A 24,157-nucleotide genomic window follows, 5' to 3' on the forward strand; every position below is an offset into this window, starting at 1 on the left:
GTGGGCTTGCGGTTGACAGTGTACGCCTCCGTCTGGACCGCCAATTGATTTCTTTCGGACTGATTGCCTAATTTAATTACACCCCCTGCTCGCCGCGTCCTTGGCAATCGTCGGCGTCTGTATCCCCGGTTTCATCCCGTCGAGGATATGCAGCTTGCCCCACTACGGATCGCCGAAATTGCTGACATGGTCTTGCAGCGTGCGCACCGCCTGCGTCGCGGCGAAGCTGCCCGTCCAGCCCGCCATCGTACCCAGCATGCCGTCTTAGATGCAGGTATCGCAATCCTCGGTTCAGCGCCGGATACGCAAAATCCGGGCGACGCTCTCCGCGCCGGAATAGAGTTGCTCCAGACTCACTTCAGGCGAACCCGGCATCCTTGGCGCATCGCCTATGGTGGCTATTCCTGCACCCGTGTCGACGAACAGAATCATCCTTTGCTTAAAAAATTCCGGGCCGGGCTCGCCTTGCTCGGAAGGCGATTCTGCTTCCTTGGTCGGTGTCAGATCGAAGCGGAGCGCGGGAAACTCCCCGAATGTGAAGTGGTGAGGATTGGCCAGAGCATACCCCGCGTCTTCCTCCGACATGAAGTCGGCAGCGTACTCATCGAGCGAAACGGGCGCATCCCAGGAGATAATGAAGATATAGCTGAGGCGCGGCCCGGACCGCAGCCGTGCCGTGCCCAGAACGCCTGTTGGCGAGGCGTCGACGAAGCTGACCTGTACATCAGGGATATTGGTGCACACGGAAAGCGGCGGATTCACGGACACGCATGGATCGCTCACCCCGAAGAAATTCCATGCGAGCGACCTGCTTGAGAACGGATCGCTCGTGAAACGGAAGGCTTCGAGGTCGAAGCCATGTGCCAGCAGCGCCTGCCGCGCCGCAGCAATGGCCTCGTCGTGTCCTGGGACGGGAGTCATGAACGCTTCGGGATCGACGAAGAAAGTGACGCGATTGTCGAGGATGAATGGCCCCATGAAGGCATCGGCGTTCTCGATCATGGTATCCGCATCGCCCACCAGCAGCTCGCTTGCCTGGCTGCCCCAGCGGTGCAGATCGACATAGCTGTACGTGCCTTGGCGAATGTCGATCGACAATCGCTCGTCACAGTCTTGCGAGGCCGCTTCGATATACCGCGTCAGCAGATCGCGCGCGTCGGCGTTGGCCTCCGGATCGAGCAGATAGGCTGCAACCTCGCATGGCCCAAGGTAATTATAGCCGCCGAACCCTGGGATGTGTCCGCCGAGACATGCCTGCTGATCGCTGTCTTCGGCTGCATTCGGGTCAGGCAGGCAAGGCAGTGGCGCGGATGTTGCGGGCTTGTTTGGCCGATTGTGCGGTTGCTGCGCGAGGCCAACGGTTGCCGTTCCCAGTTGGACGATCGCGACAAAACAGAGCAGCCACGCAGCCGCCGAGCCACGCCCGGTGCAATGCATTGAATAACGTCCTGCTTTGAAGCTCACCGCTCTACCTGCAACCAGTTCCTCTCATCCGCTACGCGATGCTTATGTCCTGACTAAGGCCAGGTGCAATGATCGAGGTCAAACGGTAGCCCACAATCGGGCCGTCAGCTGCCGTTCCCGCCGCACCCCATGCAGGCCGGGTCTTTCGCGATCGTCAGCGTGCGCATGGCCGGCGCCATGCCGTCGAGTATGTGCAGCTTGCCGAATTGCGGGTCGCTGAAGGCGCTGACCCCGCCCAGCAGCACGCGCACTGCCTGCATCGCGGCGAGGCTGCCGGTCCAGCCCGCCATCGCCCCCAGCATGCCGTCTTCGGCGCAAGTGTCGCAATCCTCGGCATCGAAGGCGTCGCCGACGAAGCAACGATAGCAGGACTGCCCCGGCAAATGGCCCGCGAAGGCGCCGACCTGCCCCTGGAAGCGCCCGACGGCGGCTGATAGCAGCGGGATGCCTGCCGCGACGCAGGCGTCGGACACGGCGAGGCGGGTGGCGAAGTTGTCGGTCCCGTCCAGCACCAGGTCTGCCCCGGCGATCATGCTCCCGGCATTCTCCGCCGTGATGCGCGTGTCGCTGATCTCGACCTTGAGCGCATCGTCAAAATTGGCCAGCCAACGGCGCGCGCCCACCGCCTTGCCATGCCCCACGTCGCGGGCGGAAAAGATCGTCTGGCGCTGAAGGTTGCTGGCATCGACCGCGTCATTGTCGACCAGCGTGAACTGGCCGATGCCGGCAGCCGCGAGATATTGCAGAGCGGGCGATCCGATCCCGCCGAGCCCGATCACCGCGACATGGCTTTGGCTGAGGGCGACCTGCCCTGCGCCGCCCACTTCGGGCAGCACGATGTGTCTTGCGAAACGATCGAGGCGGGCAGGGGAAAGGGTCATCGGAGAGCTGTTTACACTCTGTGCACACGCTGTCGACAAGCCTGTGTACAGGCCTGTCGATCAGCAGTGGGTAGTATGTGGGTCGCGTTCCCCAAAGGGCCGGAGGCTATGCCTCTCAGCTTTCCAATTGCCGCAGCAGGCTGCGCACGTCTCCATCCATATCGGCATCGCGCTTGCGCAGGTCTTCGATCAGCCGCACCGCGTGGATCACGGTCGAATGGTCGCGTCCGCCGAACTTGCGGCCGATTTCCGGATAGCTGCGCGGCGTAAGCACCTTGGCGAGATACATTGCCACCTGGCGCGGGCGCACCACGGCGCGCGCACGACGCTTCGACGACATTTCTGCGCGGTCGATGCGGTAGAACTGGCACACCGTGCGCTGGATCTCGTCGATCGTGATCCGACGGCGGTTGGCCGAAAGGATATCAGTGAGCTGTTCCTCGGCGAGCTGAAGCGACACTTCCTGTCCGGTCAGCTGGGCATAGGCGATCAGCTTGTTGAGGCCGCCGACCAGCTCGCGCACATTACGGGTGATGGTGCGGGCGAGGAAATCGACCACGTCATCGGGCACGTCGAGGGGAGCGAATCGGGTCAGCTTCGATTCGAGGATCGAGCGGCGCAGCTCGATATCGGCAGGCTGGATGTCGGCCACCAGGCCCATCGAAAGGCGGCTGAGCAGACGCGGTTCGACCCCGTCGAGCGCTTGCGGTGCACGGTCGGCGGCGAACACCAGCCGCTTGCCTTCGGCCAGCAGCGCGTCGATCGTGTAGAGCAGTTCTTCCTGCGCGGAGGCCTTGCCGATGATGAACTGGATGTCGTCCACAAGCAGCAGGTCGAAGCTGCGCAGCCGCGCCTTGAACTCGATCATCTGGTTGGCTTTGAGCGCCTGGACGAATTCGACCATGAAGCGCTCGGCTGAGCAGTAGAAAATCCGCGCGCGCGGATGCGCCGTGAGATAGGCGTGGCCGATCGCGTGGAGCAGGTGAGTCTTGCCCTGGCCGGTCGCGGCCTTGAGGTAGAGTGGCGAGAATTGCGGTTGCTCGGGGGCGGACATGCGCTGCGCCGCGTTACAGGCCAGCACATTGGTTTCGCCGGTGACGAAGGCCGCGAAAGTGAGCGAGGGGTCGAGGCCGACCGAGCTGGTGAAGCCCGCATCGCCGATCGTGCCAGCGGCAACCGCGAGCGCGCTCGTTTCGGAACCGTCATTGGCCGGGCGGCGGCTGCCGTCGAGCATTAGCTCGGGCAGTTGGCGGCGACCCGGATGGACCGAGATCTTCACCTTGCGCACTTCGCTGCGCATGATCTTCCACGCCAGCTGCAGCCGGTCGTGGAATCGGTCGTTCACCCAATTGGCGGAAAATTCGGTCGGCAGATAAAGATCGAGCGTGCCGGTTTCCTTGCAGAGCATTCCCAGCTGGATCGGCTTGATCCACTGGCTGTGGAGCTGGTGCCCCAGATCCTTGCGCAGGCCCTGACTGATATCGGCCCAATCGGCAGCGAGGTTAACGGCTTCGGCGTCTTCCATCAGATCTTCGTCGATTGCCCGCTTTGCCACCCGTGCCTTGTCATTTTTCTGGACCATTCCCCAACCAATCCTGCATATCCCCGGCTTTGCGCCAGGGTCATTGTAATCGGCATACACGATGGCAAAGCTCTGCCTTCACCCGGAATCGGCCTTCCGAGCGTTCCCCCATCGCATCAGCTTGTAAAACCCGGGCTGTCCCGCCCCAAGCGAGCTCAACTTATGTACGCCTTTGGCGGCAAGGCAAGGGGGCAAACCGTAAAAAAAGAGAAATAATTCGGTTGACTCGCCCCAAACCCGCAAACTTCCGTTCAAAATATTGAAAATAAACGATTTGCTGCCTTTGAACGATGCGAATCGTGGAAAAACCTAGGGTTTCTTGCGAAGCGGGCTTTACCTGCCGGACAAAACAAAAGGGCCGGACCCTTTTGGGGTCGGCCCTTGTGCCGTTCAGCGGCGCTGAAACGCCGTCCAAAAGCGAATCAGAGTGCTGCGACTCGCTTGGTCAGGCGCGACATCTTGCGCGCCACGGTGTTCTTGTGGAGCACGCCGCGCGCCACACCGCGAGCCAGTTCGGGCTGCGCAGCCTTGAGCGCTTCAGCGGCAGTGGCCTTGTCACCACCTTCGATCGCGGCTTCCACCTTCTTCACGAAAGTACGGATGCGGCTCATGCGCGCACCGTTCACTGCGGCGCGGCGGTTGTTGCGGCGGATGCGCTTCTTGGCTTGCGGCGTATTGGCCATGTTCGTCCTTGTCTCTCGACCGCCTGATACGGCCGGAAAAATCTGTCTTTAATGTTGCTCGGAAACGGCAGCGAACCGCCGGAAAGCGGCGCACATAGTCGCGATGTCCCGAATCGTCAAGCCGAACTAGCCGGATCGCCTAGCGCTGGCAGTTCGGGCAGAACCAACTGCTGCGCCCGCCTTGCGCAATGCGCCGGATGACGCCCCCATCCGCGTGGCGGCACGCTTCGCCTTCGCGTCCGTAGACGTCGAAGCGCGTGGCGAAATAGCCCAGTTCGCCGTCGGGCTGAGCGAAGTCGCGCAGGGTCGAGCCACCATCGCGAATCGATTGCTCGAGCACTTCGCGGATCGCAGGCACCAGCCGTTCGAGCTGCGGCCTTGTGACCTTGCCGCCGGGTTTGCGCGGATGGATGCCGGCGCGCCACAGAGCCTCGCACACATAGATATTGCCTAGCCCGGCCACGATGCGCTGGTCGAGGAGACACAGCTTGATCGCCTGGCTTCGCCCTTTGAGCGCGACTTTGAGCTGTGCGGCGCCGAGACCGGGCCCGAGCGGTTCGGGGCCCATCGCAGCAAAGGGCGCCCATGCATCCAGTTCGCCGGTCGGCACGAGGTCGACCGAGCCGAAGCGGCGCGGATCGCACAGCGCGAAACGGTGGTCGGCGGTTTCGATCACGAGATGGTCGTGCTTGTCGGGCTCGCCCGGATCGATCCGCCAGCGTCCGCTCATGCCGAGGTGGAACACTATGGTCTGCTCGCGGTCGGTATGGATGAGCCCGTATTTGGCGCGCCGTGAAAGGCCGGTCACTTCGGCTCCGGTCAGCACTTGCACCAGTTCCGGCGGGAACGGGCGGCGAAGATCGGGGCGGTTCAGCGCCACGCGGGTGATCCGCGCGCCGTCAAGGAACCGGGCAAGGCCGCGGACCGTTGTCTCAACCTCTGGAAGTTCTGGCATGGCTTCTTTCGATCGGCGGTTCCAGCCCGCTCCCCCTCCCAGCCACCCGATAGCCTGCCGGGAACCATATCGGGTGGCTGGGAGGGGGAGCGGGCCGGCACCGTACGCAACAAAGATGTTCCCTTATCACCCTTTGACCGAGTGACAATTCCATCTAAGGCGCAGAGCCATGAGTGATAAGGTTTCCTTCGGCTATGAAGACGTAGCCCCCGACGAAAAGACCCGCCGTGTGGGCGCGGTCTTTTCCAACGTCGCGCGCAAATATGACGTGATGAACGACGCCATGTCGGGCGGCATGCATCGTCTCTGGAAGGATCGTTTCGTCAAGCGCGTGAAGCCGCAACCGCATGAGGCGATTCTCGACATGGCGGGCGGCACCGGCGACATTGCCTTCCGCATGGCGGCGCGCGGGGCCGAAGTGGTGGTGGCAGACATCAACCAGGATATGCTCGACGTTGGCATCGAACGCGCGATGGAACGCGGCATCGATGGACTGTCGTGGTCATGCCAGAATGCGGAGACGCTGACCTACCCGTCGAACACTTTTGATGCCTACACGATCGTGTTCGGCATCAGGAACGTCACTCATATCGACAAGGCGCTGCGTGAAGCGCACCGGGTGCTGAAACCCGGCGGTCGCTTTTTCTGTATGGAATTCGGCACCACCGACTGGCCGGGCTTCAAGGAAATCTACGATCTCTATTCGCATCAGATCATGCCCAAGCTGGGCAAGGCGATTGCCGATGACGAAGAGAGCTATCGCTACCTTGCCGAATCGATCCGCCGGTTCCCGCTGGCACATGAATTCGAACGGATGATCAGGGGCGCGGGGTTTGTGAACACGCGTGTCGAAAAGATCCTGGGCGGCGCAGTGAACATCCATTCGGGGTGGAAGATTTAGTGTCCTTGCTGCGTTCGGCACCGGCCTGCTCCCCCGCCCAGCCACCCAGAGTCTCACCCTGTCGGGTGGCTGGGCGGGGGAGCGGGCTGGCACCGTTCGAGCCGTCAGGCGAGCAAAGCTGATGCCACGTCCGGCCACGCATATCTTCCGGCTCCTGAAGTGGGGCCGCACGCTGGCGCGGCACGGTGCGCTGCGCGGGATCGAGCGCGATCCAAACACGCCGGTCGCAGTAAAGCGCCTCGCCCGGATCGCTCGCTTCGGCACGTTCCAGCCCGAGATCCCTGATTATGCCGGGGCGTTCAAGGATATCGGCCCCGCCGCAATCAAGCTGGGGCAGACGCTGGCGACCCGGCCCGACCTGGTCGGCGAGGAAGCTGCGAACAACCTCCTGACCTTGCAGGACAGCCTGCCACCGGTTCCGTTCAGCGAGATCGAAGCATCGATTGCGGCTACTTTCGACAAGCCGCTGAGCGAACTGTTCCAGCATATCGACCCCGTACCGGTTGGCGCGGCCTCGATCGCGCAGGTCCATCGCGCGGTGACGAGCGACGGGCGGCAGGTTGCGGTGAAGGTGCTGCGCCCGGGCATCCGCGAACGCTTTGCCCGCGACATTAATACCTATGAATGGGCGGCGGTGCATCTCGAGGCGCTCGGCAGCGACGAAGCGCGGCGGCTGCGCCCGCAGCTGACCATCGCCAATTTCAAGCGCTGGACCAATCGCGAGCTCGATTTGCGGCGCGAGGCGGCTTCCGCTTCCGAACTCGCCGATTCGATGAAGGGATTTGCCGGCTATCGCGTGCCTGCGGTCGATTGGGACCGCACCAATGGCCGGGTGATGACGATCGAATGGGTCGACGGCATCAAGATTAGCAAGGTCGAAGAGCTCAGGGCAAAGGGGCACGATCTGCCCGCGCTGGCCAACCGGCTGGTGCTGGCATTCCTGACTCAGGCGATCAGCGGCGGCTATTTCCATGCCGACATGCACCAGGGCAATCTGTTCGTCGAGGACGACGGCACGATCGTGGCGATCGATTTCGGGATCATGGGGCGGATCGACCGGCGGGCCCGCGTGTGGCTGGCCGAAATCCTCTATGGCCTCACCACCGGCAATTACCGCCGAGTGGCCGAAATACATTTCGAAGCGAAATATGTCCCGAGCTATCACTCGGTCGACGAATTCGCGACTGCGCTGCGCGCCGTGGGTGAGCCGATGCGCGGCAAGCCGGTGAGCGAGCTCAGCGTCGGCCAGATGCTGGACGGTCTGTTCGCGATCACCCGCGATTTCGACATGCAGACCCAGCCGCATTTGCTGCTGCTCCAAAAGACCATGGTGATGGTCGAAGGCATCGCCACCCAACTCAACCCGCAGATCAACATGTGGGACACTTCAGCCCCCTATGTGCGCGGCTGGGTGCGCGACGAGCTCGGCCCTGAGGCCGCGCTGGCCGATGCGATCAGGGAGAATTTCTCTACGCTGCTGCGCCTGCCCGATTTGCTGCGGCGGGTGGAAGACCAGTTCCCGGCCAAGGGCGGCGCGCCCGAGCCGCCGCCGCTGCCCGAGATCGAGTTGATGTGGGAAAGCCGCGCGCGCAAGGACCGCGGATGGATCGGTTATGTGCTGGCGGCCGCTATTGGCGCGGCAGGGCTATATGGAGCCTTGGCGCTAGGCTGGATCGGCTGACCCGCTCAGTCTTCGCCATCGAAAGCGTGGTGCGGCAGCACACGGCTGCAGATCAGCGCCACGATCGCTGTCACGGCCTCGACCACCATCGGTTGCCAGAACATGTCGTGCGGCCCGTCGATCGCCAATGTCACGAAGCGGCCCACCAGCGCGATGCCCATCAGCGCGGCCGAAACCAGCAGCGGATCGCCCTTTCGCGCATAGGCGCCCCATACGAGGCATCCGCCCGCGACGATGAAGAATGCGGTCATGTCGGCGCGGATCGAGGCCATGCCTAACGTACCTTGCGGGCTGATCCCGAAATCGGCACCCGCGCCCACCGGATCGAGCAGGAAACCGATTCCCATCAGCACGAAGAACAATCCGCCCACGAAAAGCAGCGCGCGCAGCATCAGGATCATCTGTGGCTCCCCCAAAATCTTCCTGCCATTGTTAGCCGCATGTTAGGAAAGCGCTAGGTAAAACTTAACCACTATAACGCAGGGTTGGCTGGGGCTGGCTATGCGGCTAGGCTTCGGTAAGGCGGTTCAAACCAGGGGAGCTTTTCGCAATCATGTGTGTGTCGCAGCGCGCTGACACGGGATTTTGCTCGTGAGCGGCGCAGGGCCGAAAATTCTGCTCGTGGTGGGTGGCGGTATCGCCGCTTACAAATCGTGCGAGCTGGTCCGCCTGATCCGCAAGGGCGGGGGCGATGTCACTTGCGTGCTGACCGCGGGCGGGCAGCAGTTCGTCACGCCGATGGCGCTCGCCGCATTGAGCGAGAACCAGGTCCACACCACGCTGTGGGACCTGAAGAACGAAGCCGAGATGGGGCATATCCAGCTGAGCCGCGAGGCAGACCTGGTTGTGGTGTGCCCGGCAACAGCGGATTTGATGGCGAAGATGGCGGCCGGGATCGCGGACGATCTGGCGACCACGCTGATCCTCGCCACCGACAAGCCGGTGATGGCGGTCCCCGCGATGAACGTGCGCATGTGGGAACATGATGCGACCCAGCGCAACCTCGCCTGGCTGCGGCAGGCGGGCGTCAAGGTGCTCGATCCCGACGAAGGGGCGATGGCCTGCGGCGAGTTCGGCTATGGCCGCTTGCCAGAACCCGAAGTGATCTGGGCGGAAATCGCCGGCCATTTCGGCATCGAAGTCGAATTGCCCGAACCGAAACCTGCCCGGCTTCCCGCTGCGGAACCGGAAGAAGAGGAAGAGGGCGAGGTGTCCGACGAGGCGCTCGAACCCGAAGTCGCGCCCAAGGGCGGCGGACTAGGCGGTTTGCTCGCTTCGATCATCCCGCGCTCCACCCCCAAGCGCTCCGCCGAAGAGATCGAAGCCGAATTCCTTGAAGAGGAAGAAGCGGCGCAGCTCGCTGCAGAGACCGAGGAAGCGCCCGAAGCGGGCGAGGAAGCCGAAGAGGTTGCTCCCGCCGCAGAAGGGCCGATCCTGGCCAAGAAGGGCACGGCGAGCTCCGCTCCGCCGACCGATCCCGAAGCGATCAACCACACCGTCAAGACAGGTGCGGGCGATGCCGAGCCCGAGCCTTTCGAAGGCGAAGAGAGCGAAGCTGCGATCGAGCCGCAGGACGTGGTTGCAGATGAGGAAGATGCGCTGGCTGGCGTGGCGTTCGAGGTCGAGCGCGGCCATCGCCCGCTCAAGGGCAAGCATGTGCTGGTCACTGCCGGGCCGACCTGGGAAGCGATCGACCCGGTGCGCTACATCGCCAACCGTTCCTCGGGCAAGCAGGGCTTCGCCATCGCTGCCGCCGCCGCCGCGTTGGGGGCCAAGGTCACGCTGGTGTCTGGCCCGGTCTCGCTCAAGACGCCCGAGGGGGTCAAACGGATCGACGTCGAAAGCGCGCAGCAGATGAACGACGCCGTGAAGAAGGGGCTGCCTGCCGATATCGCGGTGATGGTTGCTGCGGTCGCGGATTGGCGCCCGAAGGAATATAAGACCGAGAAGATGAAGAAGCGCGGCTCGGCCCCGCCGGCGCTGGTGCTGACCGAGAATCCGGACATCCTCACCAATGTCGCCGCAGCGTCCGATCGCCCGTCGCTGGTGGTCGGTTTCGCCGCCGAGACCGAGGACGTGATCGAGAACGCCAAGAAGAAGCGCAAGCGCAAGGCGGCCGACTGGATCGTCGCCAATGACGTGTCGGGCAATGTGATGGGCGGCGACACCAACCGCGTGCACATCGTCAGCGACGAAGGCGTCGAAAGCCTTGAGGAAATGCCCAAGCTGGAAGTGGCGATGGCGCTGGTCCAGCGGATGGCGGATGCATTGAAGGCGAAGCAAGCCGATGGGTGACAAGGTGGGCGTGCGGGTCAAGCGCCTGCCAAACGGTGTCGGGTTGGATTTGCCACATTACGCCACCAGCGGTGCTGCCGGGATGGACGTGGTTTCAGCCGAGACCGTCTCAATCGCGCCAGGTGCGCGCCATGCGGTGGCGACCGGCCTCGCGCTGGCGATCCCGCACGGATACGAGATCCAGGTTCGCCCGCGTTCGGGCCTCGCGCTGAAGCACGGCATCACCGTTCCCAACACGCCGGGCACGATCGACAGCGACTATCGCGGCGAGCTGAAGGTGATACTGATCAACCATGGCGCAGAACCCTTCGCGATCGCGCGGGGCGACCGCGTGGCGCAGCTGGTGCTCGCGCCGGTGACGCAGGCCGAATGGAACGAAGTCGACGAACTCGACGAGACTGCGCGCGGTGCGGGCGGGTTCGGTTCGACCGGCGGGCACGAGAAGCTCTAGCCGCGCAATCCGTCGCAGCAACGAGAAATGGCGGCGCCTTGCGGTGCCGCCCTATTCATATCCGCGATGCGGAAATTGGCTGTGCGCCGTATCAGTTTTCGATCTTGCGGACCTTGGTCTCTTCGGGCCGGATCGTGATGCGCAGCGTCTCGCCCGAATTGCCGGGGAAGTCGACGAACATCGCTTCGACGAGGTTGGGCACGAGATATTGCAGGCGGTTGGAGGTGGAGACGGCTTGCGCTTTGCCTTCGAACAGCCGCTCGCCAGTGCCCGCGCGGTCGATCTTCACTTCGATCCCGCTGGTGTAGACGGTGTAGCTGCGCACTTCGGGGCCGCCGAACCACGGATCGTAGAAGCCATAGCCCCAGGCGCTGCGCGGGCGGTAGAAACGGCTGCGGTAAGAGCCGCGATACCACGGATCCCAGAACGGATCGTAGAAGCCGGTGTCGGTGGTGCGCACTTTCTCGCGGCCATTGTCGACGCCATAGTCGAACCGCACCAGCAGGCTCGCTTGTCCGGCATCGGCCTGCTTGTAGCCGAGCCGTTCCATCTGCGCTTCGACCAGATCGGCATAGCGCGCGAATTCGAGCCCGCCCGCCAGCGCCGGATCGTCCGCCACCACGGCAAAGCTTTCGCCCGCCGGGTCGGGAAGCTGCGCCTGGAAGCGCGACACGTCGGCCTTGAAGCCCGGCGAAGCGCAGGCGGCGAGGCCCGCCAGCAGCAGCGGCACACAAGCCAGCTTGAGGTTGCGGGCGCGGAGCGGCTCTCTCATCGTCATGATACCACTTTCGTCCTTTTTCGCGCGGCAAGGCGCGCAGTGAACCCACCGAACACCGGCAGGCTGTCACTCATGGCACCGCTTGTAAAGCCGAAGTGCTGAATAGGGATTGAATGCGCGCGTGCGGCAAGTGCCGCAAAAAGCGTAGCTTACCCGCGCACCAGCCCCAGCGCCTTGTAGGCTTTGCCCAGCGTGGGCAGGCCCAGTTCGCGCGCCCGTGCGGCGCCGCGCGCCAATATGGTGTCGAGCGCTTCGCGGTCCGCCTTGAGCTCGCGGAAGCGTGCGGTGATCGGCGAAACCGTCTCGACCAGGACTTCGCCCAGCGCAGGCTTGAACACGCCGAAGCCCTGTCCGCCGAATTCGCCGAGCACGTCGTCGGTGGTCTTGCCGGTCAGCGCGCAATAGATCCCGACCAGATTGAGCGCTTCGGGCCGCCCTTCGAGCCCCGCCGCTTCGCTCGGCAGCGGTTCGGGATCGGTCTTGGCCTTCTTGACCTTCTTCATGATCTCGTCGGCATCGTCGGACAGATTGATGCGGCTCATGTCCGAAGGATCGGACTTGCTCATCTTGGCGCTGCCGTCGCGCAGCGACATGATCCGCGCGGCTTCGGGCGGCACGATCGGCTCGGGCAGAGTGAACACCGGCGCATCTTCGCTGCAGAAGTCGTTGTTGAATTTCTGCGCGATGTCGCGCGCCAGCTCGAGATGCTGCTTCTGGTCTTCGCCGACCGGCACATGCGTCGCCTGGTAGAGCAGCACGTCCGCCGCCTGCAGCACCGGATAGGTGAACAGCGCAACGCTCTGCCCTTCGCGGTTCTTGCCGGCCTTGTCCTTCCACTGCGTCATGCGGTTGAGCCAGCCCATTCGCGCCGTGCCGTTGAGCAACCATTGTAGTTCGGCATGCGCGGGCACTTGCGCCTGGTTGAACAGGATCGAACGATTTGGGTCGATCCCGCAAGCGACCAGCGCCGCAGTCATCTCCAGCGTGGCGGAAGCCAGCTCGGCCGGATTATGCGGCTGCGAAATGGCGTGAAGATCGGCGAGAAAGAACAGGCAGTCGTTCCTGTCTGCGCTACCGCCTTCGGCTGCTTGAGCGCGATTGCCCTCCTCCATCTCGTCCTGCATCCGCACCCAATTGCGGATCGCCCCCAGGTAATTGCCGAGGTGGAGATTGCCCGTGGGCTGGATACCGGAAACGACGCGCATGAAAGAATCTCTAATGGGTTTATGCCTGGCGGCGCATTAGGCGCTGGACCATGGACTTGTCGAGCACCCCCAGCACTGCGGCTGCGACTGCATAGCTCACCAGCCCGATCGCGATCAGCGCAAGGATCGATCCCATCCGCTCGGCCGTGGTGCCGGTGAAATAGGCGTCGCAATAGATCATCGCCGCCCACAGCGCCGCGCCCATCGGCACGGCGGCAAGCACGATGCGGGCAAGCCGTCCAACCACGCGGCCGGTGAGCGTGAAGAAACCGCGCCGCACCAATATGCCATAAAGCAATGCTGTGTTGACCCACGCGCCAATCGCGCCCGCCACCGCCAGCGACATCACGCCGATGCGCGGGACCAGATAGAGGTTGAGCGCAACCGTCACCACCAGGCTGAGCGCGGCGGTGATCACCGGCGTGCGCGTGTCCTTGCGCGCGAAGAAATTGGGGGTCAGCACCTTGACCAGCACATAAGCGGGCAGGCCGATGACGAGCCCGGATACCAGCGATCCGGTGACAGCCGCGTCTTCGGCGGTGAATGCACCCGCCTGCATGAACACGCGCACAAAGGCGCTGCCCGTTACGAACAGCGCCACTGCCGCAGGTACGGTCAGCAGCATGGACAGCTCGATTACGTTCGATTGCAGCCGCTGCGCCTCGTCGCCTTCTTCGCGCGCGATAAAGCGGCTCAGTGCGGGCAGGATCGCGGTGCCCAGTGCGATGCCGATGATGCCCAGCGGCAGCTGGTTCCAGCGGTCGGCCATCGCCATATAGGTCAGGCTGCCGTCGGGCAGGACGCGGATGAAGGCGAGGTCGATGAAGCGACTGATCTGGTAGACGCCCGCGCCGAATACGGCGGGCACGATCAGCACGCCCATTTCCTTGACCCGCGCGGTGAGCCGCGGGCGGGCAAAGGGGATCGAGAACCCGGCCTTGCGCATCCAGTGGCGCAGCCACAGCAATTGCAGCAGTCCGCTGACCGACACCGCGATCGCAAGGAACATGCCCGTCGATTGACGGGTCGCTTCGCCGCCCGGTTGCAGCGCGCCCCAGAACAGCGCCACCAGCAGGCAGATATTGAGCAGGATCGGCGCGGCTGCGGCAGCAGCGAAACGCGACAGCGAATTGAGCACCGCCGCGGTGAGCGTGGCGAGGCTCATGAACAGCAAATAGGGGAAGGCGATTTGCCCCATAGTCACGGCCAGCGCGTAATGCTCGGCATCGGCGCGCAATTCGGCATTGGCGAACAGCCACAGCACCCATGGCATCGCCAGCATCATCACTGCGCCAAACACCACGAGGATCGGCAGCAGCACCGCCAGCACTTCGCTGGCGAAGCGCCGTGCCTCGCTCTCGCCTTCGGTCATGTGGCGATTGAACAGCGGCACGAAGGCGCTTGCGAAAGCGCCTTCGGCAAACAGCCTGCGGAACAGGTTGGGGAGCTGGAAGGCGAGCTGCCACGCGTCGGCCACGCCGCCCGCGCCAAGGACGCGGGCCAGCATGATGTCGCGCAGGAAACCGAACACGCGGCTCACGGCGGTCAGCCCGCCGATCGTCCCGACGTTCTTGAGCAGGCTCAAGTCAGAGCCTCCCGGTCATTGGGTCTCGCTCAGGCCTCGCCAGCGGGCGTTGCCGCAGCGGCGGCTTCCTGCTCGCGCTTGGCCTGAAGCTGCTGGATGTAGAGCCCGTTGAAGTCGATCGGGTCGATCATCAGCGGCTGGAACCCGGCCTCGCGGGTGGCGTCGGCCACGACCGCGCGAGCAAAGGGGAACAGCAGGCGCGGCGCTTCGGCGAAGAGGAAGGCATGCGCCTGGTCTTCGGGCAGGTTGCGCAGGCCGATCAGCCCGCAATAGACCAGCTCGATCAGATAGGCATTGCCTTGCGAGCTCTTGGCGGTGACGTTCACCTTCAGCTCGACTTCGGTCACTTCGTCGCTGACCTTGTTCGCGCCGATGTTGAACTGCAGGTCGATCTGCGGCTGTTCCTTCCACTGGTACACAGCGGGCGCGTTGGGATTCTCGACCGAAAGGTCCTTCACATATTGCGTGATGATCCCGGCGGTCGGCAGCGTGTCCTCGCCATTGCCAACAGGGGTATTGGTGTTGAGATTGGTCAGGACGTCGCCTTCTTCGGCCATGGTCTTGTTACTTTCGCGTCTTGGATTTCAGGAATTGCGGTGTGTATGCCGCCCATGAGCGGCTTGGCGCGCCGACTAGCACTCATGCCGCCCGCTCGCAACCGATGCTGCAAAGCCATGCGCGCAGAAAAAAGGAACCCGAACAGGCCATCCGGCGTTGTGGTTCGGCCCTGAAAGACCTATTTACGTCGTCTGGGGGCATGTAGAAGGCGGGGTGCCTGATCCCCGCAGCTAGGCTGGATAGATCAAGTGATTGTCGAAATTGTCATTCTCGCCATGATTGCGGCCTTCCTTGGCCTGCGGCTCTATTCCGTGCTGGGCCAGCGCGCCGAGCATGAGGAAGAGGCGATTCCGCATCGCTTCGACGCGAATGACGATGAGCGCGGCCCGCTTGCGACTCCCAAGGCTGCGGCTGCGATCCAGGCGCGCGCGCCCCAGCGTTTCGACGGGCTGATGCCCGCGGTGGAACGTGGCGTGCGCGAGATTGCTGCGGCCGATCCGCGGTTTGATATCATCGGCTTCCTCGAAGGCGCCAAGGGCGCCTATGAAATGGTCCTCGAAGCCTTCTGGAAGGGCGACCGCGAGACGCTGAAGGAATTGTGCGACGCTGACGTTTACGCCAGCTTCTCCGGAGCCATCGATGCGCGCGAGCAGGCCGGGCAGACGCTCGACAACAAGCTGATCCGGATCGAGGAAACCCGCATCCATTCGGCAGTGCTCGACGGGCGCATGGCGCGCGTTGCGGTGCTCTTCATTTCCGACATCGCAGCGGTCACCCGCGACAGCGACGGCAATGTGATTGCCGGTTCGCTCGACGATGCGATCGAAAGCCGCGACATCTGGACCTTCTCGCGCGATGTCGGTTCGCCGCGGCCCGACTGGCTGCTCGACGAGACCGACGAAGGCTGATCGCCTTCCGCACCCCACCAGCAGGAGAATGGGCATGATCCGGCGCAGACACTGCTCCGCGCCGGTGGCTTTGGGCTTGCTTGCGCTGGCCGGATGCGTGCCGATGGTGCCGCCACCCGCTCCCCCCACTATCCCGCCCGAAGTCACCAGCGCGGTGATGGCGGGCGTTTCCCCCGGGCCCGCACTGGCCGAGCTTGGGTTGGCGCATGAAGACGCGCGCAGCGCGCTCACCGGTTTCGTCGAATCCTGTCCCAAATTGCTTGCGCGCGAGGATGAAAGCGGGCTGACCCAGCGCGATGACTGGCGCCCTGCCTGCGACGCCGCTTCCGGTTGGGATGCGGGGCAGGCGCGCGAATTCTTCGAGCAGCAATTCGAAGCGGTGCGCGTGGGCGAAGGCAGTGCCTTTGCGACGGGCTATTTCGAGCCCGAAATCGCGGGATGCCGCACCCGCCAGCCGGGCTGCGAAGTGCCGGTCTATGCCGTGCCTGACGATCTCGTGCGGGCTTGGCCTGCGGAAACGCCGGAAGATGCGCGAACCGGGCGCCCGCCGCTGGGCCGGACCGACGCCGATGGCGCGCATGTGCCCTATTACACCAGAGCGGAGATCGAGGAGGGCGCGCTCGCGGGGCGCGGGCTCGAGATCGCCTGGGCGGCCGATCCGGTCGAATTCTTCTTTCTGCAGATCCAGGGTTCGGGCCGCTTGCACACGCCCGATGGCGAAGTGATCCGCATCGGCTATGCCGGGCAGAACGGCCATGGCTATGTCGCAATCGGCCGTGTGCTGCGCGAACAGGGGCATCTCGGCAACGAGCCCGGGCAATATCCCACTTCGATGCAGGGCATCGTCGCATGGCTGCGCGACCATCCTGAAGAGGGGCGCGAGGTGATGCGCATGAACCCCAGCTGGATCTTCTTCCGCGAGCTCAAGGGCGATGGCCCGCTCGGCGCGCTGGGCGTGCCGGTGCGGCGCGAAAGCTCGGTCGCGGCCGATCCGCGCTTCGTACCGCTGGGCGCGCCGGTGTGGCTCGACATGGAGCGCGACGAGGCGGACGGGCTGTGGATCGCGCAGGATACCGGCGGCGCGATCAAGGGCGCCAACCGGTTCGACACATTCTGGGGCGCGGGCGAGGATGCACAGCATATCGCAGGCGGGATGAGCTCGCGTGGCTCGGCGCTGGTGTTCCTGCCGAAAGGGGCCGCAGCGCGCCTCACTGGCCAGCGATGAGCGTTCCGCGCGGCCTCAGCGCAGAGGAAGCCGAAGCATGGACGCGGCTGGCCTCGACCGTCACGCCGCTGCCGGGGCGCAAGCCGCCCAAGCTGGCAAAGCCCGCGCATGCCGAACAGCATGCCGAACCCAAGCTCGTCCGCCCGGTGGCAAAGCCGGTGATGCCTGCCGCCAAGCCACATGTCGCCGCGCGCACTCCGCCGCCGCCCCAGCCGGGGCTGGATTCGCATTGGGACCGCAAGTTCAAGGCGGGCACGATCCAGCCCGACTATACGCTCGACCTTCACGGCTACACGCTCGACACCGCCTATGACCGGTTGATGCACGGGCTGGACCAGGCGCGCGCGATGGAGGCGCGGGTGGTGCTGCTGATTGCCGGACGCCCTCGTCCGGTCGATCCGGCGGACCGGGCCGAGCGGCGCGGCGCGATCCGGGCCAAGCTGCTCGACTGGCTGGCTTCCAGCCGCCATTCGCAAGCGATCTCTGCCGTGCGCAAGGCGCATATCCGCCACGGCGGCGAAGGCGCGCTTTACCTCGTGCTCAAGCGCGCGCGGCTGGCGTAAGCCGGCGCAGGCCCAGCAGCAGCGCGCCCATGGCCATGAAGAACAGGCCAAGCCCCACCAGATTGATCAGCAGCTGGGTCCAGCCGAGCGCAGGCAGGTCGAGGAAGAAATAAGGGTAGAAGCCGCTCGCCGCGCCATAGACCAGCGCGAAGGCGGTGTAGCCAACCGGCACCGGGGTAACGAGCGCAAGCGAGCGCCAGGTCAGATGCGCCCGGTCCGACCAGGCGATCCACCATGCGATCGCGGCTGCCGGGATGATCGTGTGGAAGGCGAGGTTGGTCCACCAGTCGAGCCCGACCGGATGATGGTCAGCCGCCAGCAGCGCGTGATAGACGAGCGCCACCACCGAAAGCGCGGTCGCGAGCGCGAACAGCACCCGCTCGCCCGGCTGGCCGCCCAGCGCGACCCCCAGCAGGATCAGCCCGGCGGCCAGGTTGCTCCAGATCGTGAAGTAACGCAGCAGCAGCGCGAAGGCCGCAAGCGGCAAACCGTCCTGTTCGAGATTGATGGTCGTCTGCAGCGCAATCGCGCAGAGGGCGAGCAAGGCGATGGCACCGGCACAGGCGCGGGCGATCGAGGGCATGGGCTGGTCCATGAGGCGTGTTTAGCCGCCGGAAATTCGCGCGCCAAGCCGCCTAAGCTGCGCTTGCGCTAGAGCTCGTCAGGCCTGCGCCCGATCCGCTTGGCCTCTGCAATAATGGCGGCGGCGCGCAGATGGGCCACCTCCATCAGGCTTGAGCCTTCATTGAAATAGGAAAGGTCGAAGGGGTCAGGTCCATCGTCAACGGCTGGCGCCATTTCCAGCGCGTATTTCTCCGGGCTGACGCAGCGGGGGCGGTCGGGGCTATAGCTTGCATCATTGAAGCATTTGAGCCCCTTGGCCTCGGCGGCGGCACGGGCCTTGTCGTTCTCGCGCAGGCGCCATGCATTGCGGCACTCCGTTTGCGCTTCGGACAGTCCATAGACTTCGTTTCCGGCGCTGTTGGTCTTGCGGAACTTCCCGCAAGCGCAGTCGAATGCTGCAACATCGCTGGCGAGGTTGGCAATAGCGGCGCGTTCCTGATCCAGTTCATAGGAAAGGCACGTACGACTCAGGATTGCATCAAGGCGCACATCATTCTTGGATACTTCTTCCTCCCGCGCGCAAAGCCCGGCTAGCGTGGCAGGATCGGCCAGCAAGCGCTCCACCTTCCGGTGCTCGAGCGAAATTTCCGCACGGACACAGGCGGAAGGCAGCCAAAAGTCCTCGTCGGCCCCGCCGCCCGTTGCCTCTTCGCCGCAGAACAATGCGAAGGCTTCGGGATCGTCCGGAAGCTGCTCGCCCAGCGCGCGTTTTATGGCTGAAGCATAGTTGAAGCAGGCTTGCCGCATGGCCTCATCGCGGCTCTCCTCATCGCTTGCATCGCATTTTGCCGCCAGCGCCCGGCCATCTTTCGTCAATTCATTCGCGGCAATCCTCTCCAGATCGTCTTGCAGCAGGTCGCAGGCCAGAATGAGAGCGCCACCGCGCTGTGGTGGCGGCACATCGGCGCATTTGCGGGTCAGCGCCGGGATGTCATCGCGCAATTCATAGGCCGCTTTCCGGTCTCGCTCCTCTTGCTCCTCGCGATCGCGCCTGATCTTGCACGAGGCCTTGGTTGCAGGGCTCGTCGGGCCATAGACGACCGCCATCCCGCCGCCGCAGATTTCGCCGACCATCCGGCCGGGAAGGGTTTCGGCGGCGAAGCGGCCATCGTCACGCTGGGCGATGGCAAGGCGAAGTTTCTCGCCATACAAAAGGATCGATCCAATCGGTTCGTAGGCGGCTGCTTCGAAATCTATTGCATCGAGATACACCAGCGCCTCGTCGAACCGGCCCAATTCGCGCAGCGCATTGACGATCAGCAGCTGCGAATAATGCTTGCGCATATCCTCCTGCGGAAACTGCGCGACCAGCGCCGGTGCATGATCGGCAAAGCGGGCTACCAGCTTCTTGCGCAAGGCGGGATCGCGGGTCGCCCAGGTCGAACGCTGCAGCAGCATGAAGCGGCTGAGGGGCGAATGGCCAAGCTTGTCGGCGATCCACCACGCCTGCGCGTAACCGCCATCGCTTTTGAGCGCGTGATATTCAGGATCGGCAATTAGCGCCGGAAGCGCCGCCAATTCCGGGGCGGAATAGGCGAGATAGCGCATCGGCTGATTGCCATCGGCATCCTCGTCCTCAGCGGGCGTCAAATCTGGCAAGAGCACCAGCCCATTGTTCGGGCAGACCGGGATTTGCACTCCGGTCTCGTAATCGCCCAGCCAGCTGCCGTCGGGCATCGTCAGCAATGGGAAGGCGTAGTAGCCGACGTCTTGATTGAAACTTGCACCGCCCAGCGGGCATGTGAATTCGCGCACGTCTAAACTCGTGCCGTCCTCTTGCGCAGCGGCGGGGGCAGGCGTGAATGCCATCAGGCCTGGAACAACTACTGCTGCCAAAGCGATAATTCCGGCTTTCATGCGACCCCCATTTGCCCGGCATCCGCCTGCCGGAAAACGGAGCGTCTATCGCGATGGCGGACAAAAGAAACCCCGGTGCCCTGTACTGGTACACCGGGGTCCCTTGCGACCCTGGAAGACTATGCCTTCCGGGCTAGGCGCTCACGGCATCAGCCGTGGTACTTGGCGCAGGTCAGGTCGAAACGGTCCGCGTCCATCACCTTGGCCCATGCCTTGGCGAAATCGGCGGCGAACTTCGCTTCATTGCCGCATTCGGCATAGACTTCGGCCTGGGCGCGCAGCTGCGAGTTCGAACCGAACACGAGGTCGGCACGGGTCGCGCGCCACTTTTCGGCTCCGGTCTTGCGGCACTTGCCCACGAATTCCTCATCGCCGCTGCCTTCGACCGGCGACCATGCGGTGGCCATGTCGAGCAGGTTGACGAAGAAGTCGTTCGACAGCGTGCCCGGACGGTCGGTCAGCACGCCGCGCCCGGTGTTGCCGCTGACCGCGCCGAGTGCGCGGAGGCCGCCGACCAGCACGGTCATTTCGGGGATCGAAAGGCCGAGCAGCTGGGCGCGGTCGACCAGCATGTCCTCGGTCTTCACGATCGCCTTGGTCTTGAGGTAGTTGCGGAAACCGTCGGCGAAGGGCTCGAGCGCGTCGAAGCTGTCGGCGTCGGTCTGCTCCTGGGTGGCGTCGCCACGGCCGGTGGTGATGTCGACCGAGATGTCGAAGCCGCCGTCCTTGGCCGCCTTTTCGACCGCAGCCGTGCCCGCGAGCACGATGGCGTCGGCCATCGAGAGGTCACCGCGCAGCTCGTCGATCTTGGCCAGGACCTTGGCCAGTTCGTCCGGATCGTTGGCCTTCCAGCCGCTCTGCGGAGCCAGCCGCACACGCGCGCCATTGGCGCCGCCGCGATGGTCCGAATTGCGGTAGGTGGAGGCCGAAGCCCAGGCCGCCTTGACCAGTTCGCTCACCGAAAGGCCGCTGGCGAGGATCTTCGCCTTGAAGTCCGCCACGGCGCTTGCCGAAGGGGTGGTGCCGGCGGGAACCGGATCCTGCCAAATCAGGTCTTCTACCGGGACTTCGGGGCCCATGTAGCGGGCCTTGGGGCCCATGTCGCGGTGGCACAGCTTGAACCATGCGCGAGCGAAGGCATCGTCGAGCGCCGCTTGGTCGTCGCGGAAGCGTTCCGAAATCTTGCGGTATTCCGGATCCATCTTCAGCGCCATGTCGGCGGTGGTCATCATGGTCGGGACCTTCTTCGAAGGATCGCGCGCGTCGGGCGCCATGTCCGCGGGGTCCGGATTGATCGGCTGCCACTGCTGCGCGCCGGCGGGCGAATGCACCAGTTCATAGTCATACTTGAACAGCAGGCGGAAATAGTCGCCGCCCCACTTGGTGGGGTTGGGCGTCCAGGCGCCTTCGATGCCCGACGTGGTGATGTTGCCCTTGGCGATTTCAGCCGGGTCGGTCAGCCAGCCAAAGCCCTGCAGCGCCAGCGCTTCGCTTTCCGGATTGCCGCTGAACGTGTCCGACGGCTTGGCGCCATGCGCCTTGCCGAAGGCGTGGCCGCCGGCGGTAAGGGCAACGGTTTCCTCGTCATTCATTGCCATGCGGGCGAAGGTCACGCGCATGTCGCGCGCGGCCAGCAGCGGATCGGGATTGCCGCCCGGGCCTTCCGGGTTGACGTAGATCAGGCCCATCTGGATCGCAGCCAGCGGGTTTTCGAGATCCTTGTTCTTGTCCGGGATGATGCGGGTTTCGGCGCCCTGGTCGACCCACAGGTCTTCCGTGCCCCAATAGACGGTTTCGGGTTCGAACACGTCCTTGCGGCCGCCGCCGAAGCCGAACACCGGGCCGCCCATCGATTCGATCGCGACATTGCCGGCCAGGATGAAAAGGTCGGCCCAGCTGATGTGCTTGCCGTACTTGCGCTTGATCGGCCACAGCAGGCGGCGCGCCTTGTCGAGGTTGCCGTTATCGGGCCAACTGTTGAGCGGAGCAAAACGCTGCTGGCCGCTGCCCGCGCCGCCGCGACCGTCGCCGGTGCGATAGGTGCCGGCTGCGTGCCACGCCATGCGGATGAAGAAGGGGCCGTAGTGGCCATAGTCGGCCGGCCACCATTCCTGGCTGTCGGTCATCAGCGCGGTGAGGTCAGCCTTGAGCGCATTGTAGTCGAGCGCGTTGAAAGCTTCGCAATAGTCGAAGTCTTCGCCCATCGGGTCGGCCGACTTGCCGTCCTGGGTCAGGATGTCGAGCTGCAGCGCGTCGGGCCACCAATCCTTGTTGGTGCGGCCGAACAGCGAACGGCTGTCGCCATTGCCGTGGAACGGGCAGCCGCTGATGTCTCCGGTCTTTGCGTCCATGATCTTGTCTCCTCGCGGGGGTTAAAGCAGCATCAAGGCGCGCGACTCGGCGCGCACCTTTCGATTACCCAACGCTCATAGCCAGTGCATTGATCCAGGCTAAACGAGATCATCCGATGAGTTTGAACGAATAAATCAATAAGTCGCGATTGAGTGATCCAGTCGATCAATCGTCAATCGGCAAATCAGGCGGTAGCTGCGCGCCCGAGCGGGAAGGCGCCTAACCGACGCCGCAAGGCGTCGCAAGCGCGACTGCGCGCCGCGGCTTATGCCGCGAAAGCCAAGCGAGCCGGACGGCTCGCGCCCGGCGTTTGAGGGCGAAACAAAAACAAGTCGGCTTCAGCCGACTTGCGCGCGGTGCAGCAGCTTGTGATCGGCCAGTACCAGCGCCATCATCGCTTCCACCACCGGCGTGCCGCGAATGCCCACGCAGGGGTCGTGGCGGCCCTTGGTGCGCACTTGCGTCGCTTCGCCATCGGCGGTGATCGAATCCACCGGGGTAAGGATCGAGCTGGTCGGCTTGAACGCCACGCGGCACACCACCGGCTGCCCGGTCGAGATCCCGCCCGCGATCCCGCCCGCATGATTGGCGGTGAAGCGCGGCTTGCCCTCGTTGCTCCCGGGTTCAGCGGGTCGCATCGGGTCGGCATTCTGTTCGCCGGTGAGGCGCGCGGCTTCGAATCCGTCACCGATCTCGACGCCCTTCACCGCATTTATGCTCATCATTCCGGAGGCAAGGTCGCTGTCGAGCTTGGCATAGACCGGCGCGCCCCATCCTGCGGGCACGCCTTCGGCCACGCATTCGACGACGGCGCCGAGCGAGGAACCGGCCTTGCGCGCCGTATCGACCATTTCTTCCCAGCGCTTCGCCGCCGAAGCATCGGGGCAGAAGAAGGGGTTGTTGCCGATCTCGGCATAATCGATCGCATTGCGGTCGATCGCGTCGCCACCGATCTCGCAAACATAGGCGGTGATCTTGACTTCGGGGATAACTAGCCTTGCCACCGCGCCTGCCGCCACCCGCGCGGCGGTTTCGCGCGCGCTGCTGCGCCCGCCCCCGCGATAGTCGCGGATGCCGTATTTCGCGTCATAGGCATAGTCGGCATGGCCGGGGCGATAGGCCTTGGCGATTTCCGAATAGTCCTTGCTGCGCTGGTCGGTATTTTCGATCATCAGGCTGATCGGCGTGCCGGTGGTCTGGCCTTCGAACGTGCCCGAAAGGATGCGGACCAGGTCCGCTTCCTGTCGCTGCGTGGTGAAGCGGTTTTGCCCGGGCTTGCGCGCATCGAGATAAGGCTGGATGTCGGCTTCGCTCAGCGCGATGCGCGGCGGGCACCCGTCAACCACCGCGCCCAGCGCGGGGCCGTGGCTTTCGCCCCAGGTCGTGAAGCGCAGCACGCGTCCGAATGTGTTCCAGCTCATGCCCGCTTCCATAGCGCAATTGCCTTGCCTGTCGAGAACCCGAAGATTTTCCTACATCGCGGCTTCGTGGCATGGCGGGCGGATGAATTTGCCCGCTCCTTCGCTGCTATCGATTTCGGGCGCCCGGAGGGACCGGTTTTCTTTCATTGGACAGTGTCGCATGTGTCGCATCGCCGGGATGCGCCCGG

At 64.2% G+C, this 24,157-nt stretch carries 21 protein-coding genes; 7 read left to right on the plus strand and 14 right to left on the minus strand.

The window, feature by feature from the left end; all coding sequences use genetic code 11:
- Window positions 1-291 precede the first annotated feature (291 nt).
- The 5 genes from VRS74_RS09935 to mutM all read right to left on the minus strand — a co-directional run bounded on the left by VRS74_RS09935 (window position 292) and on the right by mutM (window position 5,565).
- Window positions 292-1,464 carry a hypothetical protein gene (locus VRS74_RS09935; protein ID WP_354145104.1) on the minus strand — a complete coding sequence of 391 codons (1,173 nt, stop codon included), beginning with the start codon at window positions 1,462-1,464 and terminating at the stop codon, window positions 292-294.
- 104 nt (window positions 1,465-1,568) lie between these two features.
- Complete coding sequence (locus tag VRS74_RS09940) at window positions 1,569-2,345, minus strand: HesA/MoeB/ThiF family protein (protein WP_354145105.1); 777 nt, start codon at window positions 2,343-2,345, stop codon at window positions 1,569-1,571.
- 115 nt (window positions 2,346-2,460) lie between these two features.
- Window positions 2,461-3,927, minus strand: coding sequence for a chromosomal replication initiator protein DnaA (gene dnaA, locus VRS74_RS09945; protein WP_354145106.1), 1,467 nt, complete (start codon window positions 3,925-3,927; stop codon window positions 2,461-2,463).
- Window positions 3,928-4,349: 422 nt separating this feature from the next.
- A complete protein-coding gene (gene rpsT, locus VRS74_RS09950; RefSeq protein ID WP_354145107.1) occupies window positions 4,350-4,610 on the minus strand; it encodes a 30S ribosomal protein S20 in 261 nt (86 codons plus the stop codon).
- A gap of 139 nt (window positions 4,611-4,749) precedes the next feature.
- Entirely contained in the window at window positions 4,750-5,565 is an 816-nt protein-coding gene (mutM, locus tag VRS74_RS09955) for a bifunctional DNA-formamidopyrimidine glycosylase/DNA-(apurinic or apyrimidinic site) lyase (RefSeq protein WP_354145108.1), read from the minus strand.
- 169 nt (window positions 5,566-5,734) lie between these two features.
- Here mutM and VRS74_RS09960 point away from each other — a divergent pair, with 169 nt between their 5' ends.
- Both VRS74_RS09960 and ubiB read left to right on the plus strand, forming a co-directional pair.
- Complete coding sequence (locus VRS74_RS09960; protein ID WP_354145109.1) at window positions 5,735-6,466, plus strand: class I SAM-dependent methyltransferase; 732 nt, start codon at window positions 5,735-5,737, stop codon at window positions 6,464-6,466.
- Window positions 6,467-6,587: 121 nt separating this feature from the next.
- On the plus strand, window positions 6,588-8,147 hold the full coding sequence (gene ubiB / locus VRS74_RS09965) for a 2-polyprenylphenol 6-hydroxylase (RefSeq protein ID WP_354145110.1): 1,560 nt from the start codon (window positions 6,588-6,590) through the stop codon (window positions 8,145-8,147).
- A 5-nt stretch (window positions 8,148-8,152) separates the two neighbouring features.
- Here the strand turns inward: ubiB and VRS74_RS09970 are convergent, their stop codons facing one another.
- On the minus strand, window positions 8,153-8,548 hold the full coding sequence (locus VRS74_RS09970) for a DUF4345 family protein (protein ID WP_354145111.1): 396 nt from the start codon (window positions 8,546-8,548) through the stop codon (window positions 8,153-8,155).
- Window positions 8,549-8,738: 190 nt separating this feature from the next.
- Between VRS74_RS09970 and coaBC the strand changes: the two genes are divergently transcribed.
- Together coaBC and dut are read left to right on the plus strand one after the other, a co-directional pair.
- Entirely contained in the window at window positions 8,739-10,442 is a 1,704-nt protein-coding gene (gene coaBC, locus VRS74_RS09975) for a bifunctional phosphopantothenoylcysteine decarboxylase/phosphopantothenate--cysteine ligase CoaBC (RefSeq protein WP_354145112.1), read from the plus strand.
- Complete coding sequence (gene dut / locus VRS74_RS09980) at window positions 10,435-10,893, plus strand: dUTP diphosphatase (protein ID WP_354145113.1); 459 nt, start codon at window positions 10,435-10,437, stop codon at window positions 10,891-10,893. The genes coaBC and dut overlap by 8 nt, the downstream gene beginning before the upstream one ends.
- A gap of 91 nt (window positions 10,894-10,984) precedes the next feature.
- Here the strand turns inward: dut and VRS74_RS09985 are convergent, their stop codons facing one another.
- From VRS74_RS09985 to secB, 4 genes are all read right to left on the minus strand, one after another.
- Window positions 10,985-11,671 (minus strand): DUF4136 domain-containing protein, encoded by a 687-nt coding sequence (locus VRS74_RS09985; RefSeq protein ID WP_354145114.1) that lies wholly within the window; start codon window positions 11,669-11,671, stop codon window positions 10,985-10,987.
- Window positions 11,672-11,820: 149 nt separating this feature from the next.
- Window positions 11,821-12,876 carry a tryptophan--tRNA ligase gene (gene trpS, locus VRS74_RS09990; RefSeq protein ID WP_354145115.1) on the minus strand — a complete coding sequence of 352 codons (1,056 nt, stop codon included), beginning with the start codon at window positions 12,874-12,876 and terminating at the stop codon, window positions 11,821-11,823.
- A gap of 19 nt (window positions 12,877-12,895) precedes the next feature.
- Window positions 12,896-14,461 carry a murein biosynthesis integral membrane protein MurJ gene (gene murJ, locus VRS74_RS09995; protein ID WP_354145116.1) on the minus strand — a complete coding sequence of 522 codons (1,566 nt, stop codon included), beginning with the start codon at window positions 14,459-14,461 and terminating at the stop codon, window positions 12,896-12,898.
- A gap of 29 nt (window positions 14,462-14,490) precedes the next feature.
- Window positions 14,491-15,018: a protein-export chaperone SecB gene (secB, locus tag VRS74_RS10000; protein ID WP_354145117.1), complete on the minus strand. Its 528-nt coding sequence runs from the start codon at window positions 15,016-15,018 to the stop codon at window positions 14,491-14,493.
- A gap of 249 nt (window positions 15,019-15,267) precedes the next feature.
- On the opposite strand from secB, the gene VRS74_RS10005 reads away from it, so the two are divergent.
- Genes VRS74_RS10005 through VRS74_RS10015 form a run of 3 tightly spaced genes read left to right on the plus strand, consistent with a single transcriptional unit; the run spans window position 15,268 to window position 17,715 of the window.
- Complete coding sequence (locus VRS74_RS10005; RefSeq protein ID WP_354145118.1) at window positions 15,268-15,927, plus strand: Tim44/TimA family putative adaptor protein; 660 nt, start codon at window positions 15,268-15,270, stop codon at window positions 15,925-15,927.
- 34 nt (window positions 15,928-15,961) lie between these two features.
- Window positions 15,962-17,152, plus strand: a complete 1,191-nt coding sequence (gene mltA, locus VRS74_RS10010) for a murein transglycosylase A (protein WP_354145119.1) — start codon at window positions 15,962-15,964, stop codon at window positions 17,150-17,152.
- On the plus strand, window positions 17,149-17,715 hold the full coding sequence (locus VRS74_RS10015; protein WP_354145120.1) for a Smr/MutS family protein: 567 nt from the start codon (window positions 17,149-17,151) through the stop codon (window positions 17,713-17,715). Before mltA ends, VRS74_RS10015 begins: the two co-directional genes overlap by 4 nt.
- On the opposite strand, the gene VRS74_RS10020 is transcribed toward VRS74_RS10015, so the two are convergent.
- The 4 genes from VRS74_RS10020 to aroC form a co-directional block, all read right to left on the minus strand.
- Complete coding sequence (locus tag VRS74_RS10020; protein WP_354145121.1) at window positions 17,693-18,310, minus strand: Pr6Pr family membrane protein; 618 nt, start codon at window positions 18,308-18,310, stop codon at window positions 17,693-17,695. The genes VRS74_RS10015 and VRS74_RS10020 overlap by 23 nt on opposite strands.
- A 56-nt stretch (window positions 18,311-18,366) precedes the next feature.
- Window positions 18,367-20,148 carry a hypothetical protein gene (locus tag VRS74_RS10025; protein ID WP_354145122.1) on the minus strand — a complete coding sequence of 594 codons (1,782 nt, stop codon included), beginning with the start codon at window positions 20,146-20,148 and terminating at the stop codon, window positions 18,367-18,369.
- Window positions 20,149-20,345: 197 nt separating this feature from the next.
- Window positions 20,346-22,547, minus strand: coding sequence for a catalase/peroxidase HPI (gene katG, locus VRS74_RS10030; protein ID WP_354145123.1), 2,202 nt, complete (start codon window positions 22,545-22,547; stop codon window positions 20,346-20,348).
- A 339-nt stretch (window positions 22,548-22,886) separates the two neighbouring features.
- On the minus strand, window positions 22,887-23,969 hold the full coding sequence (gene aroC, locus VRS74_RS10035; RefSeq protein WP_354145124.1) for a chorismate synthase: 1,083 nt from the start codon (window positions 23,967-23,969) through the stop codon (window positions 22,887-22,889).
- Window positions 23,970-24,157 lie beyond the last annotated feature (188 nt).

The organism is Altererythrobacter litoralis, assembly GCF_036324225.1.
GTDB classification, from domain to species: Bacteria; Pseudomonadota; Alphaproteobacteria; order Sphingomonadales; family Sphingomonadaceae; genus Erythrobacter; species Erythrobacter litoralis_A.